This window comes from Halomonas sp. KX33721, assembly GCF_001596805.1.
Classification (GTDB): domain Bacteria; phylum Pseudomonadota; class Gammaproteobacteria; order Pseudomonadales; family Halomonadaceae; genus Vreelandella; species Vreelandella aquamarina.
Window position 1 is genome coordinate 154,054 of sequence record NZ_LVIA01000016.1, and the last position, 13,214, is coordinate 167,267.

The window sequence follows — 13,214 nt, forward strand, 5'->3', positions numbered from 1 at the left end:
TGAAATGAGCACAGCATTGGAACACCCGACCTACAATTACAAGGTGGTTCGGCAGTTCGCGATTATGACCGTTGTGTGGGGCATTGTAGGTATGGCGCTTGGCGTTATCCTTGCCTCCCAACTGGTCTGGCCGCAGCTGAACCTCGGCCTACCTTGGACTAGCTTCGGGCGTCTTCGTCCGTTACACACTAACGCCGTTATCTTCGCCTTCGGTGGCTCAGCGCTCTTTGCGACGTCGTATTACGTCGTTCAGCGTACCTGTCAGACACGCCTGTTCTCTGACAAGCTCGCAGCGTTCACCTTTTGGGGGTGGCAAGCGGTGATCCTGTCGGCGGTGGTCTCCCTGCCGCTGGGCTACACCACGACCAAAGAGTACGCAGAGCTCGAATGGCCGATCAACATCCTACTGGCGGTAGTGTGGATCAGCTATGCGATCGTTTTCTTAATGACGATTAAGAAACGCACCACGTCGCACATTTATGTGGCGAACTGGTTCTTTGCTGCGTTTATTCTGACCGTTGCCGTTCTGCACATTGTTAATAACGCCGCAATTCCCGTCACGCCTATGTACTCCACCTCGATTTACGCAGGTGCTGTCGACGCCATGGTGCAGTGGTGGTATGGCCATAATGCGGTCGGTTTCTTCTTGACCGCAGGTTTCTTGGGCATGATGTACTACTTCGTACCGAAGCAGGCAGAGCGCCCAATCTACTCCTACCGTCTGTCTATCGTACACTTCTGGGCGTTGATCATGATCTACATGTGGGCAGGTCCTCACCACCTGCACTACACCGCGCTGCCCAACTGGGCGCAGTCACTGGGTATGATTATGTCGATCATTCTGCTGGCACCTTCCTGGGGTGGCATGATCAACGGCATGATGACCCTGTCAGGCGCTTGGCATAAGCTGCGCACCGACCCAACGCTGCGCTTCCTGGTAGTAGCTCTGTCGTTCTACGGCATGTCGACCTTTGAAGGCCCGATGATGGCGATCAAGACCGTCAACGCGCTGTCGCACTACACCGACTGGACCATTGGGCACGTACACGCTGGCGCACTTGGCTGGGTAGCCATGATCACCATCGGCTCCATGTACCACCTGATCCCGCGGGTCTTCGGTCGCACCGAAATGTACTCCGTCAGCCTGATCGCCGTGCACTTCTGGCTGGCCACCATCGGCACCGTACTGTACATCGCTGCGATGTGGGTCAACGGCATCATGCAAGGCCTGATGTGGCGTGCAATCAATGCTGACGGCACGCTGATGTACACCTTCGTGGAGTCTGTTGAAGCCAGCGGCCCCGGCTACATTGTCCGCATGATTGGCGGCCTTTTCTGGGTAACCGGCATGCTGATTATGGCGTTCAACGTGTACATGACCGTGAAGCGTCGCGAAGCCATCGGCCTCACTGCGCCGCAAGCCGCTTAAACCGGGGAAGCTAAGACCAATGAAACACGAGATTGTTGAAAAGAACGTTGGCCTACTCGCCGTGTTGATCCTGGTTGTGATCAGCTTCGGTGGTTTGGCCGAAGTGGTACCGCTGTTCTTTCAAAAGCAGACTACCGAGCCAGTTGAGGGGCTACGCCCCTTAACCGCCCTGGAGCTTGAAGGGCGTGATATTTACCGTCGTGAAGGCTGTGTAGGCTGCCACTCCCAGATGGTGCGCCCCTTCCGCGCAGAAACCGAGCGCTACGGCCACTACAACGTAGCGGGCGAGCAGGTGTATGAGTACAACTTCTTGTGGGGCTCCAAGCGTACCGGGCCTGACTTGGCGCGTGTTGGTGGTCGTTACAGCGACGACTGGCACCGTGCACACCTGTACAATCCGCGCGACGTAGTGCCAGAGTCGATCATGCCAGCCTACCCCTGGCTGTTTGAGCGTACCCTCGACGGCGAAGCAACACCGGATAAAATGCGTACCCTGCGTCAGCTAGGCGTGCCCTATACCGATGAAGATATCGCCACTGCTACCGCTGACGTACGTGGCACCCAGGAAATCACTGCCCTGGTCGCCTACTTACAACAGTTAGGAACCGTGCTCGAGGGCACACGTTAAGTTATGGATACGGGAACTTTCCGCGGCCTTATCACGCTGATTTTGATCTTCGCTTTTATAGGCATCTTTTTTTGGGCCTACTCCAAGCGTCGCAAACCAGACTTTGACGAAGCGGCTAACCTGCCCTTTGCCGACGATGATGAGAAGCCGACCCGTGACAAGCATGCTTCGACAGAACACGAAGCGGATTCCCGCCACGACAGGGGAGATAAGAATAGATGAATAATTTATGGGGTGACTCCCTATCCAGCTTCTGGAGCGCCTGGATTATTGTCGTCACGCTGGGCACGATCGCTCTGAGCGTTTGGATTTTGTTAGCCAACCGCCGGACCGACAAAACCCCAGATGCTGATGGCAATATCGAAACCACTGGCCACGCGGCTGACGGCATTGAAGAGTATGACAACCCGCTTCCGCAGTGGTGGTTTAAGCTCTTTATCCTGACCGTCGTATTTGCCCTTGGCTATCTGGTGCTCTACCCAGGCCTGGGCAACTACGCAGGCATACTGGGCTGGTCCCAGGAGAGCCAGTGGGAAGAGGAAGTGGCCGACGCGGAAGACCGCTTCACGCCGATCTTTGCCCAGTACCAGGAAGTGCCGATTCCAGACCTCGCGCAGGATGCCGAAGCCATGCAGGTGGCAGAGCGTATCTTCTTGAACAACTGCGCCGTATGTCATGGCTCGAATGCCCAGGGCGGCTACGGCTTCCCCAACCTGACCGACGACGACTGGCTCTACGGCGGTGAACCGGAAAACATTCTGACCACGCTGAACAATGGCCGTAACGGTCTGATGCCGTCCTGGCAGCAGCTCGGTGAGAACAATATCGAAAACCTGACTCAGTACGTACTGTCGCTCTCCGGTGAAGAGCATGATGCAGAGCGTGCCGCCAGCGGTGAAAGCACCTTCCTGGCAGCGTGTGCGGCGTGTCACACCCCCAGCGGAACAGGCAATATCGCACTTGGTGCGCCTAACCTGACCGACGACGTGTGGCTCTACCTAGCACCCGGCCAGGGCGTTGACGACTCCATTCGCCAAACGCTGCGTAACGGTCGTAATGGCCACATGCCTGCCCAGGCAGCCTACATTGGTGAAGAGCGTGTTCACCTCGTGGCCGCTTACGTGTACAGCCTACGTTTCAACGACTAACCCCGTTGATAGGCGTTTAACGCCAGCGTGTACGAAGGGGTGCGGTTACATACCGCACCCTTTCTACATCCAGCATCCGCTCAGCCACCCGGCTATCCGTTACACTATTGTTTAGCAATGTGTGTATAGCGATTCGACATACAGCGACGCGATCTCCTTCACCAATGAAGGTTGCGTGAGCCAGGCTATCGTCCACTCCTGCCTATTGAGCTGCGATCACCGCCATGGAAAAAATACCTAGCCACGATATTACGCCGCCAACCGTTGGGCACCACACGCCGGGAGACACCACCACGCAAGAGATGTACGCCAAGCGGCGGCATATCTACGTGCGGGAGATCAAAGGGCTGTTTCAAAAGGTACGACGCAGCGCGAACTGGGCGCTAATGATGGGCTTCTTTTTGCTCCCCTGGCTGAACTGGGGCGACCGCCCTGCCGTGTGGTTTGATCTACCGGGCCGTGAATTCCACATTTTTTCGGCCACGTTCTACCCGCAGGAGTTCATCCTTCTCTCGTGGCTGCTGATCATTTGCGCCTTTGGGCTGTTTTTCATCACCGTGTTTGCGGGGCGTGTCTGGTGTGGCTACACCTGCCCGCAGAGCGTTTGGACATTTTTATTCATTTGGCTTGAGCACCGCATCGAAGGCTCGCGCAATCAGCGCATAAAGCTGGATAATCAGCCGATGACTGCCAACAAAGCCTGGCGCAAGGGGGCAAAACACGCTGCTTGGCTGCTGATTGCCCTGGCCACCGGCGTGACGTTCGTCGGCTACTTTACGCCGATTCGTGACCTGGTCCAGGAGCTTCCCACGCTAGAAGCCCATGGCTGGTCCTATTTTTGGGTAGGTTTCTTTTTAGTTTTTACCTACCTCAACGCCGGCTGGCTGCGTGAGCAGGTGTGCATTTACATGTGCCCCTATGCTCGCTTCCAGTCGGTGATGTTCGATCGCGATACGCTGATCGTTTCTTACGACGACGCCCGCGGCGAACCCCGCGGCCACCGCAAGAAATCGCTCAGCCATGCCGAGGTCCGAGAAGCGGGCCTGGGTGACTGTATCGACTGCGAGCTGTGTGTCCAGGTCTGCCCGACCGGCATCGATATCCGCGACGGGCTGCAGTACGAATGCATTACCTGCGCCGCCTGTATCGATGCCTGCGATAGCGTAATGGATAAAATGGGCTACCCCAGAGGACTTATTCGCTACACCACCGAGAACGCGCTGGAAGGCAAGAAAAGTCATATTCTTCGCCCGCGCTTGATTGGCTATTTCGTTGCTTTGGTGGTGATGATAGCGACTTTTGCCTGGGCAGTTAATGACCGTACGCCGATGAGCTTTGACGCTGAGCGCGAGCGTACTCAGCTCTACCAAATGACCCGTGACGGGCAGATCAGCAACGTCTACAGCCTGACTGTGCGCAACCTGGACTCCCAAGATCACACCTATGATATTAGCGCGGCAGGCTTACCTAATTTGCAGTTGGATAACACCTCGCTGCGTGTACCTGCGGGTGAATCACGCACTCAGGTGATTACCGTACTGGCCGACCCAGCGTCGTTAAGCGAGCCCAGCCACGCGATTACGTTTACGCTGCAGGCGCAGCAAGATGAGCAAATTCGCCAGACCCGCGAAACGCGGTTCTTGAGCGACATTAGGAGATAAATGCGTCATGTCAGACACCTCGATTCCGCCCTGGTACAAACAGTTTTGGCCGTGGTTTTTACTAGGGCTGCTGTTTTCGTCCATCCTATTTAGTACTGGCTTCGCCATCATGTCGATCAAGAGCTACGACGGCATGGTGGTCCAGGAGGATTACTACGAGCACGGTAAAGCTATTAACATGGTGCTGGCGAAGCAGGAGCGCGCGCGCGAACTCAATTTGAGCGCCGACCTGCGCATCGACCCACTGACTAGCGATATTGTGATCGACCTTGCTGGCGATGCTCGTCCGGATAAACTCTATTTGGACCTCATCTTCCCCACCGAAGATGACCGTGATCAATCCTTCGTACTAGAACACGTGCGCGAAGGCCGCTATATCACTCAGGGGCCGGATAATTTGCGCTACCGCTGGTACCTACAGATTCAGCCCGTGCAAGGCGATGACGCCGAGTGGCGCCTGATCGGCGAAGCCCGCTTCCCCAATGAAACGAGCGTTGCCCTTCTGCCCGGAGGGCGGTCAGAGAGCGAATGAGCACTAAAGCGCTAAGCTGCTACCACTGCGGCAGCCCGGTGCCCGACGGCGCACCGTGGCAAATCGTGGTGGACGACACGCCCCAGTCATTGTGTTGCCCCGGCTGTGAAGCCGTAGCACACGCCATCGTCGACGGCGGCTTAGAGAGCTACTACCGCTACCGTACCGAACTGCCCGAGCGCCCCGATGAGCGTCAAGCTGCAAAAGCGGATACTTGGTCGGTGTTTGACGATCCAGGGCTGCAGGCGCAGTTCGTTCACCCAGACGGCGATGAGGGCCACGTCAGGGCAACGCTGGCTGTAGAAGGGATTACCTGTGCCGCCTGCGCGTGGCTCATCGAGCACCGCTTGAACGCGCTTGAAGGCGTTGTCTCTAGCGCAGTCAACCTGACCCATCACCGCCTGCGGGTTTCCTGGGCCCCAAACGTAGTAAAGCTATCGCAGCTATTCGCTGAACTTGCCGCGATTGGTTACGATGCTCAGCCCTATGAACCCGACCAAGCCCAGACGCGGCTGCAGCATGAAGAGCGCATGAATGTGCGCCGCTTAATAGTGGCGGCGGTCGGGATGATGCAGGTCATGATGTTCTCCATCCCCATTTATGTGTCGGGGCCTGGGGAACTCAGTGAAGACTTCTTTGCGCTGTTTCACTGGCTCTCGTTCGCTCTGGCAACGCCGGTGGTGTTCTTTTCAGCGCAGCCATTCTTCCGTAACGCCCTGCGCGACCTAAAAACGGGCGTGCTAGGCATGGATGTGCCTGTTTCACTCGCCATTGGTGGGGCTTATTTCGCCAGTAGCTACGCGGTGCTGTTTAACGTGGGAGAGGTCTATTTTGACTCGGTCGCCATGTTCACCTTCTTCCTACTGTTTGGCCGCTACGTGGAAGGGCGCGCTAGGCGACGCAGCGGCCATAGCGGCAATGCGCTTAGTGGCGTACTACCGGTCTCTGCTACACGGCTGGAAGCTGACGGCAGCGAACGCATTCTGCCCGCTAGCGAGCTTGCCCCCGGCGACCGCGTACTTATCAAGCCCGGCCACGGCGTCCCCGCCGACGGTATTATCGAAGATGGCGAGTCTAGCCTGGACGAGTCGATGCTGACCGGCGAGTACCTGCCCGTCACCCGCCGTGTGGGCGAACAGGTGGTAGGTGGCAGCCAAAACATGGAGAATCCGCTCACGGTGCGGGTGACTCATGCAGGCCACCATGCACGCGTGGCGGGCATCGTCGATTTGACCGACCGCGCCTTTGCCAGCCGCCCGCGCTTGGCGCAAATGGCGGCGCGCATGGCGCACCTGTTCGTACTGCGCCTGCTGGTGGTCACTGCTTGCGTGACCGTGGCGTGGTGGTTTATCGACCCTTCCCGCATGCTTTGGGTGCTGCTCTCCGTTCTAGTGGTGACCTGCCCCTGTGCGCTGGCACTCGCCACCCCAACGGCTCTCACGGCAGGGCATGGGCAACTGCGCCAGCGTGGCGTGCTGATCACCCGCGCCGATGCCATCGAATCACTTTCTAACGCCACGCGGGTGATTTTTGACAAAACCGGCACGCTCACCCGTGGCGAGATGCAGCTCACCCAAACCTGCCCGTTAAACGAGCAAAGTAGCGAACAGCTACGGGCCATTGCCGCCGCGCTGGAAGCCCACTCCGAGCATCCCATTGCCCGCGCGTTTCGCCCGTTCCGCGATGCCACACTGCAGGCGCGTCAGGTGAAAAGCGTCACCGGCAGCGGGCTAGAAGGCGTGCTTAACGGCGCAACGTGGCGCTTGGGCAAGCCCGATTTTGCAACGACGGAACCACTCACGCCGCCCAGCGCCGGGCAGTGGCTGCTGCTGAGTGAAGATAGCGCCCCGCGGGCCTGGTTTAAGCTCCACGACGGTATCCGTGAAGATGCTGCGCAAACCGTAGCCGCCCTGCAGGCCAGAGGGCTTAACGTTGAGTTACTGTCAGGCGATACGCAGGAAGCCGTAGAGAGCTTAGCCGAGCAGCTCAACATCACCACCTGGCACGCGGGCAAATCACCAGAGGGCAAGCTGGAGCGGCTGCGTGATCTGCAGGCGCAGGGCGAACGTGTGGTCATGATTGGCGACGGCATTAACGATGTACCCGTGCTCGCCGGTGCCGATGTGGCCATTGCCATGAATGGCGCCACCGACTTGGCACGCACTCGGGCCGATGCAGTCTTGCTCAGCCCACGCTTAATACGTATTGTCGAGGCCATCGAGATTGCCAGCGCCACTCGGCGCATCATGCGCCAAAATATGATTTGGTCGGTTTGCTATAATTTCTCTGCGCTTCCCCTGGCCGCGATGGGGCTGGTACCGCCTTGGTTGGCGGCGATCGGTATGTCGCTAAGCTCTCTCTTCGTGGTAGGTAATGCGCTGCGCCTCACGCGCTGGCGTACCTCACCCGCTCCTCAGATAGCCCCAGCCACACCGGTGACCGTATGACCATTCTCTATCTACTGATTCCGCTGTCGCTGATTCTGTTGGGGCTGGCAGTGTGGGCGTTCTTCTGGGCCGTGAAGAATGACCAGTTCGACGACTTGGAAGGCCCTGCCCATCGCATTCTGTTCGACGACGATGAGAACGATCTCACCCCCGAACAGCGCGCCGAGCGCAAAAAAGGTACCAAGCCACCCCGTGACCGTGAGCCACCGCCGTGAACCCGACCGGACTTGACCTGCCGCCGTTGATGGCGGCGTTTGTGTTTGGCCTGATGGGGGGTGCTCACTGCATTGGCATGTGCGGCGGCATCATGAGTGCGCTCACCTTTGCCGTGCCGCCCAGCATGCGCCACCCAGCTCGCATGGGGGGATTGCTGCTCAGCTATAACACGGGCCGTATCCTGAGCTATATGACGGCAGGGGCCTTGGTGGCCGCGCTCGGCACCTTAGTATCGCTGTCACCTCAGGCGCGTATCGCGCTGCAGGTCGTCGCGGCGGTGATGCTGATCCTAATGGCGCTGTATATCGCCAACTGGTGGAAAGGGCTATTGAAAGTCGAAGCCGTGGGGCGCAGGCTATGGCGCTTCATCGAACCCGTCGGGCGGCGTTTGATGCCCGTGGTTCACCTGCCGCAAGCCTTTGCGCTCGGTGCCCTGTGGGGCTGGCTGCCTTGTGGGCTGGTGTACTCGATGCTCGCCTGGAGCTTGGCCATTGCCGACCCGCTACAAGGGGCGTTATTGATGGGGGCCTTCGGCCTGGGAACGCTGCCTGCCCTGTTAGCCACGGGTCTGGCCGCCCGCCAGCTCAGCCAGTTAATTCGTCACCCGGCGACCCGTAGCCTTGCCGCGCTGACGATTATCGGTTTTGCCCTGTGGCAGCTTTGGGCGCTGATGCCCCATGCCGGACATTAAGAGCTTACCCATCAAACTCCTCTAGACAATACTCAATACAAACATCCTATCGCTTGATATAGCTCAACGCTTTCCCTTCTACGCTGACGTAGCATTCCAACACGTGTTCGAGCTGCGAAGCTCGTCGCTTATGTTGGTCGGTTCTTGCTTTGCCCTGCTACTTAGGAGCGCTCCTTATGCCCGTTCATGCCACTGCTGCTCTCGCTCACCCTATTTCTGCAGCGATTGAGGCCACCGCCTGGGATGACGCCCTGATACGCCGCTACGACACCAGCGGCCCTCGCTACACCTCATACCCTACAGCACTCTCGTTTCACGACCAGTTCACCGCTGACGATATGACCCAGGCGCTTGAACGCAGCAATGCCAGCCAAAAGCCGCTCTCACTTTATGTTCATGTGCCCTTTTGTCGCAAAATCTGTTTTTACTGCGCGTGCAATAAAATCGCCACGAAAAATACAGCCCTCGCCGAGCCCTACTTGTCTCGGCTGGATCGAGAAATGGTGCTGACCTCCCGGCATCTTGATACAAAGCGGCCAGTGCAGCAGCTGCACTGGGGCGGCGGCACGCCGACGTTCTTAACCCTGGCGCAGATGAGCGATTTAATAGACCGCCTGGATGCACGGTTTGGCTTATCGAGCGCACCGGACCGCGACTACGCTATTGAAATTGACCCACGCGAAGCGGATGTCTTTACCCTGCGCCACCTGCAGTCGCTGGGCTTTAATCGCTTAAGCCTGGGCGTTCAGGATCTCAACCCACAGGTGCAGGCAGCGATTAATCGCGTGCAGCCACGGGTGCTCACTGAAACCTTGATGGATGAGGCGCACCGGCTTGGTTTTCGCTCGCTCAACCTCGATTTAATTTATGGCCTGCCCTTTCAAACCGAGCAAAGCTTCGCTGATACCCTAAGCCAAGTGATTGAACTGGGCCCGGCACGGCTGTCGGTCTTTAACTATGCCCATATGCCAACCCGCTTTGCGCCCCAACGACGTATTAATGAAGCCGACCTGCCCAGCGCGGATGAAAAACTGGCTATTTTGCGTACCACTATTGAGATGCTGACCCAAGCGGGTTATGTACATATTGGTATGGATCACTTTGCTCGCCCAGAGGACAGCTTGGCTCAGGCACAGCGCTACGGTACGCTGCAGCGCAACTTCCAGGGCTACTCAAGCCATTCCCAGTGCGACTTGATTGGTTTGGGGGTGTCGGCTATTTCTCGGGTAGACGACGTTTACGCACAAAACCCCACTCAGCTGTCCCACTATGAAGCTGCCTTAGATGAAGGTAGGCTAGCGACTGTAAAAGGGTTACTCTTAAATAAGGATGACCTAATGCGCAGAGAGGTGATTGAGCGCTTAATGTGCGATATGGCCATTGACCTTGAAGCAATAGGCCAGCGTTGGCAGATAAATGCCGCTGACTACTTTTCAACCGCTCTTGAACGGTTGAAAACCGCCGAGCAGGATGGCCTGCTAGTGCGCCAAGGCCTCTATTTACAAGCTACGCCCACCGGACGGCTGTTGATTCGGCACTTAGCCATGGCCTTCGATAATCACCTGCAACATCAGGGCAACCAACGCTACTCGAAGATTTTATAAGCGTATCGAGACACCTACCCCCTGCGCCTATGATGGCTAATAAAAAGGGAGCACCACATGTCATATCCTGCCAGCCAACGACGTTCACTGCTGCAAGAGGCGCGCTGCCAAACCTGTAGCCTAAGCTCGCTGTGCCTACCGCTTGCCCTAGAGCTTGAGGATATGAGCCAGTTCGATGCGATTATCCGCCGCCGCTCGCCGTTGAAAAAAGGCGAGCGGCTGTTTCGCCAAGGAGATCCTTTCACCAGCGTTTACGCGGTGCGCTCTGGCAGCTTGAAGCAGGTGACTAGCGAAGGGAATGGCAACGACCAGCTCACCAATTTCTTTCTACCCAGCGAGCTGGTGGGTCTGGATGGGATTGACGAAGAACACTACCCCGGCACCGTGATTGCCCTGGAAACCACCACGGTATGCGAAATTCCGTTTGACCGTTTGGACTCGCTCTCCGAGGAGCTGCCCGAACTGCGCGGCCAGCTTTACCGCAGCATGAGCAAGGAGCTACGAGACGACCGGCGGATGATGCGTTTACTGTCACGCAAAACTGCCGATCAGCGGCTGGCCAGCTTTTTGATTACACTTTCTGACCGTTTTCGGCGCCGGGGCTACTCCCCCTATAGCTTCCGGCTTTCCATGTCACGGGCAGATATGGGCAACTATCTAGGCCTCGCGGTGGAGACGGTTAGCCGTATTCTTAGCCGCTTTCAGCAGCAAAACGTGGTGGCCGTCTCCGGGCGCGAGGTCAATATTTTGGATATGCAGCGCCTCATCACCCTGGCGGAAGAGGAAGCCCAGGCGGTTAACTCACGTTAAACGCCTGAATGCGCCCTTCCATCAATGCGGCCTGCTTCGCTTCCAGACCGGCAAAATCAAACAGCTCACGGTCGGCAAGCTGCGAAGGGGCAACGTTGGTCACCGCTTTGAACATACTTTCCAACCGGCCGGGGTGTTTTTTATCCCACTCCGCCAGCATCTCTTTGACAACCTGGCGCTGCATATTGGGCTGAGAGCCGCACAGGTTGCAGGGAATGATCGGAAACTCCATCAGCCTCGAAAACTCCGCAATATCCGCCTCTTTGCAGTAGGCCAGCGGGCGAATCACGATGTTTTTACCATCATCCGAGAGCAGCTTCGGTGGCATGGCTTTTAAGGTGCCTTATATGCCAAATTTTTTTAAAAGAGGAAGAGTGAGTGAGTAAAGCATTACAATACAGTCACTTAATTTTCTTTCTTCTAAAGAAAAACAAACACAAGCCATACAAAAAAATTCATTTTTTGTAAAAAAAAAGCTTTAAGCAAATGCAGTTGATCAAAATATAACCAAAGACAGCCCAGATACACCAATGTATTCTTTACAAAATCATAGGTTGATTGCTTCTATAAAATTGGTCGAAGAAACATCTACACTGCCAGTATGGTTCGAGATGACTTTACTAGACCTGTCGATATCGAGATTGTGGAAATCGAAAAGATTTAAGTCAGCTAGTTGGCTTGGACTTACATTCTGGATACCGTTAAATATGTTTTCAATACAACCCGCTTTTTGTTTTTCCCAGCCTGCCAACATGTTTTTTATATTCTGTCTTTGTAAGTTCTCCTGAGAACCACAAAGATTACATGGAATAATTGGAAATTCTACAATTGATGCCAGCTTAGCAATATCTTTCTCACGACAATAAGAAAGCGGTCTTATTACAATATTTCTGCGATCATCACTTAGCAGCTTAGGAGGCATTGCCTTTAACTTACCGTTAAAAAACATATTCAAAAAAAGAGTTTCTACAATGTCATCCATGTGATGGCCAAGAGCTATTTTTGTAGCCCCAATCTCCTCAGCAAACCCATATAGAGAACCCCTTCTAAGTCTCGAACAAAGTGAACAAGTAGTTTTCCCTTCAGGAGTTTTCTCTTTAACAATTGAATATGTATCCTTATCCATAATATAATAATCAATATTATTCTTTTTGAAGAAGCCAGGAAGAACATGCTCCGGAAAACCGGGTTGTTTTTGGTCGAGATTCACAGCGACCACATCAAAATTAATCGGTGCTACTCTCTTCAAATACAACAGAGTATCAAGCATAACAAATGAATCTTTGCCACCACTTATGGCAGCCATTACTTTGTCACCATCTTCAATCATAGAATAATCACAAACAGCTCTCCCAGCGTTAGCCCTTATTTTTTTATAAAGCTTGTTCAAATCCATCTTTTCTTTAGGCTTCATAAACCACCATTAAAATAAAAGTTATAAATAAATAACAAATCAAAATCTTCATAACCAATATTCTAAATCAGATGGCATAAATTTTCGACAGATGAATTGAGATATTCGATGGGAGATAGAGTGTTTCAAATTCGTGACTGCTCCCCGCCCTAAGCGCTGACGCGCCACGGGCGAGGCTTCCCACTTCTCAGGCAGCTGCCGACGATGTGCCGGACTTACGCAAGCCTCCATGGGCAGAGACGGACAGCCCTTCCGCCTTCAGCTCGATAATGCCTTGATGCTTGATGTTCAGCGCCGCGTTGATGTCCCGGTCGTGCTGTGTGTGGCAGGCAGGGCACTCCCACGACCGGACGTTCAACGGCATGGCGTCCATCTTGTGCTGGCAGACATGGCAGGTCTTGGAGCTGGCAAACCACGGGTCAATCTTGACCAGATGCTTGCCCTGCTCCCTGGCCTTGTAGTCCAGCTTGGTCATCAAGCATGCCAGGACGCATCGCCGATGTGCTTGGCGAGGCAGGTGTTTTTCATCATGTTGCGGACCTTCAGCGTCTCGACGATCACCGCTTGATTATCGTCAACGATCTGTCGAGAGAGCTTGTGCTGGAAGTCGTTGCGGGCATTGGCGACCCGCTCA

The 13,214-nt window shown here is 55.4% G+C and carries 14 protein-coding genes and 1 pseudogene; 11 read left to right on the top strand and 4 right to left on the bottom strand.

Features of this window, described 5'->3' with window-relative positions; translation table 11 throughout:
- The first annotated feature begins 4 nt into the window (after positions 1–4).
- The 11 genes from ccoN (at position 5) to fnr (ending at position 11,166) form a co-directional block, all read left to right on the top strand.
- Positions 5–1,429: a cytochrome-c oxidase, cbb3-type subunit I gene (ccoN, locus tag A3220_RS07365; protein ID WP_062374129.1), complete on the top strand. Its 1,425-nt coding sequence runs from the start codon at positions 5–7 to the stop codon at positions 1,427–1,429.
- A 19-nt stretch (positions 1,430–1,448) separates the two neighbouring features.
- Positions 1,449–2,057, top strand: coding sequence for a cytochrome-c oxidase, cbb3-type subunit II (ccoO, locus tag A3220_RS07370; protein ID WP_062374132.1), 609 nt, complete (start codon positions 1,449–1,451; stop codon positions 2,055–2,057).
- 3 nt (positions 2,058–2,060) lie between these two features.
- A complete protein-coding gene (locus A3220_RS07375; protein WP_062374135.1) occupies positions 2,061–2,279 on the top strand; it encodes a CcoQ/FixQ family Cbb3-type cytochrome c oxidase assembly chaperone in 219 nt (72 codons plus the stop codon).
- Entirely contained in the window at positions 2,276–3,205 is a 930-nt protein-coding gene (ccoP, locus tag A3220_RS07380; RefSeq protein WP_062360594.1) for a cytochrome-c oxidase, cbb3-type subunit III, read from the top strand. Before A3220_RS07375 ends, ccoP begins: the two co-directional genes overlap by 4 nt.
- Before the next feature lie 224 nt (positions 3,206–3,429).
- Positions 3,430–4,866: a cytochrome c oxidase accessory protein CcoG gene (ccoG, locus tag A3220_RS07385; protein WP_062374138.1), complete on the top strand. Its 1,437-nt coding sequence runs from the start codon at positions 3,430–3,432 to the stop codon at positions 4,864–4,866.
- Positions 4,867–4,873: 7 nt separating this feature from the next.
- A complete protein-coding gene (locus A3220_RS07390; RefSeq protein WP_058577155.1) occupies positions 4,874–5,398 on the top strand; it encodes a FixH family protein in 525 nt (174 codons plus the stop codon).
- Positions 5,395–7,845, top strand: coding sequence for a heavy metal translocating P-type ATPase (locus A3220_RS07395; RefSeq protein ID WP_062374141.1), 2,451 nt, complete (start codon positions 5,395–5,397; stop codon positions 7,843–7,845). The genes A3220_RS07390 and A3220_RS07395 overlap by 4 nt, the downstream gene beginning before the upstream one ends.
- Positions 7,842–8,060 (top strand): cbb3-type cytochrome oxidase assembly protein CcoS, encoded by a 219-nt coding sequence (ccoS, locus tag A3220_RS07400; RefSeq protein ID WP_044628710.1) that lies wholly within the window; start codon positions 7,842–7,844, stop codon positions 8,058–8,060. Before A3220_RS07395 ends, ccoS begins: the two co-directional genes overlap by 4 nt.
- Positions 8,057–8,752 (top strand): sulfite exporter TauE/SafE family protein, encoded by a 696-nt coding sequence (locus tag A3220_RS07405; RefSeq protein WP_044628711.1) that lies wholly within the window; start codon positions 8,057–8,059, stop codon positions 8,750–8,752. The genes ccoS and A3220_RS07405 overlap by 4 nt, the downstream gene beginning before the upstream one ends.
- A 176-nt stretch (positions 8,753–8,928) precedes the next feature.
- The gene (gene hemN / locus A3220_RS07410; protein ID WP_062374143.1) at positions 8,929–10,356 is read left to right on the top strand and encodes an oxygen-independent coproporphyrinogen III oxidase; all 1,428 of its coding nucleotides are present in this window, start codon (positions 8,929–8,931) and stop codon (positions 10,354–10,356) included.
- Positions 10,357–10,413: 57 nt separating this feature from the next.
- On the top strand, positions 10,414–11,166 hold the full coding sequence (fnr, locus tag A3220_RS07415; RefSeq protein ID WP_054640963.1) for a fumarate/nitrate reduction transcriptional regulator Fnr: 753 nt from the start codon (positions 10,414–10,416) through the stop codon (positions 11,164–11,166).
- Here fnr and A3220_RS07420 read toward each other — a convergent pair.
- From A3220_RS07420 to A3220_RS18285, 4 genes and pseudogenes are all read right to left on the bottom strand, one after another.
- Positions 11,153–11,521: pseudogene (locus A3220_RS07420) on the bottom strand (tRNA 2-thiocytidine(32) synthetase TtcA); the annotation flags it as partial. The gene fnr and the pseudogene A3220_RS07420 overlap by 14 nt on opposite strands.
- Positions 11,522–11,713: 192 nt before the next feature.
- Positions 11,714–12,580: a tRNA 2-thiocytidine(32) synthetase TtcA gene (gene ttcA / locus A3220_RS07425; protein ID WP_054640964.1), complete on the bottom strand. Its 867-nt coding sequence runs from the start codon at positions 12,578–12,580 to the stop codon at positions 11,714–11,716.
- A 187-nt stretch (positions 12,581–12,767) separates the two neighbouring features.
- Positions 12,768–13,055, bottom strand: a complete 288-nt coding sequence (locus tag A3220_RS17840) for a zinc ribbon domain-containing protein (protein ID WP_058577415.1) — start codon at positions 13,053–13,055, stop codon at positions 12,768–12,770.
- Positions 13,055–13,162: a hypothetical protein gene (locus A3220_RS18285; RefSeq protein ID WP_354702730.1), complete on the bottom strand. Its 108-nt coding sequence runs from the start codon at positions 13,160–13,162 to the stop codon at positions 13,055–13,057. The genes A3220_RS17840 and A3220_RS18285 overlap by 1 nt, the downstream gene beginning before the upstream one ends.
- Positions 13,163–13,214: the final 52 nt, after the last annotated feature.

Coding starts and splice junctions, on each gene's coding strand:
- ccoN (WP_062374129.1), top strand. CDS start 5: ATGAGCACAGCATTGGAACACCCGACCTACAATTACAAGGTGGTTCGG.
- ccoO (WP_062374132.1), top strand. CDS start 1,449: ATGAAACACGAGATTGTTGAAAAGAACGTTGGCCTACTCGCCGTGTTG.
- A3220_RS07375 (WP_062374135.1), top strand. CDS start 2,061: ATGGATACGGGAACTTTCCGCGGCCTTATCACGCTGATTTTGATCTTC.
- ccoP (WP_062360594.1), top strand. CDS start 2,276: ATGAATAATTTATGGGGTGACTCCCTATCCAGCTTCTGGAGCGCCTGG.
- ccoG (WP_062374138.1), top strand. CDS start 3,430: ATGGAAAAAATACCTAGCCACGATATTACGCCGCCAACCGTTGGGCAC.
- A3220_RS07390 (WP_058577155.1), top strand. CDS start 4,874: ATGTCAGACACCTCGATTCCGCCCTGGTACAAACAGTTTTGGCCGTGG.
- A3220_RS07395 (WP_062374141.1), top strand. CDS start 5,395: ATGAGCACTAAAGCGCTAAGCTGCTACCACTGCGGCAGCCCGGTGCCC.
- ccoS (WP_044628710.1), top strand. CDS start 7,842: ATGACCATTCTCTATCTACTGATTCCGCTGTCGCTGATTCTGTTGGGG.
- hemN (WP_062374143.1), top strand. CDS start 8,929: ATGCCCGTTCATGCCACTGCTGCTCTCGCTCACCCTATTTCTGCAGCG.
- fnr (WP_054640963.1), top strand. CDS start 10,414: ATGTCATATCCTGCCAGCCAACGACGTTCACTGCTGCAAGAGGCGCGC.
- ttcA (WP_054640964.1), bottom strand. CDS start 12,580: ATGAAGCCTAAAGAAAAGATGGATTTGAACAAGCTTTATAAAAAAATA.
- A3220_RS17840 (WP_058577415.1), bottom strand. CDS start 13,055: ATGACCAAGCTGGACTACAAGGCCAGGGAGCAGGGCAAGCATCTGGTC.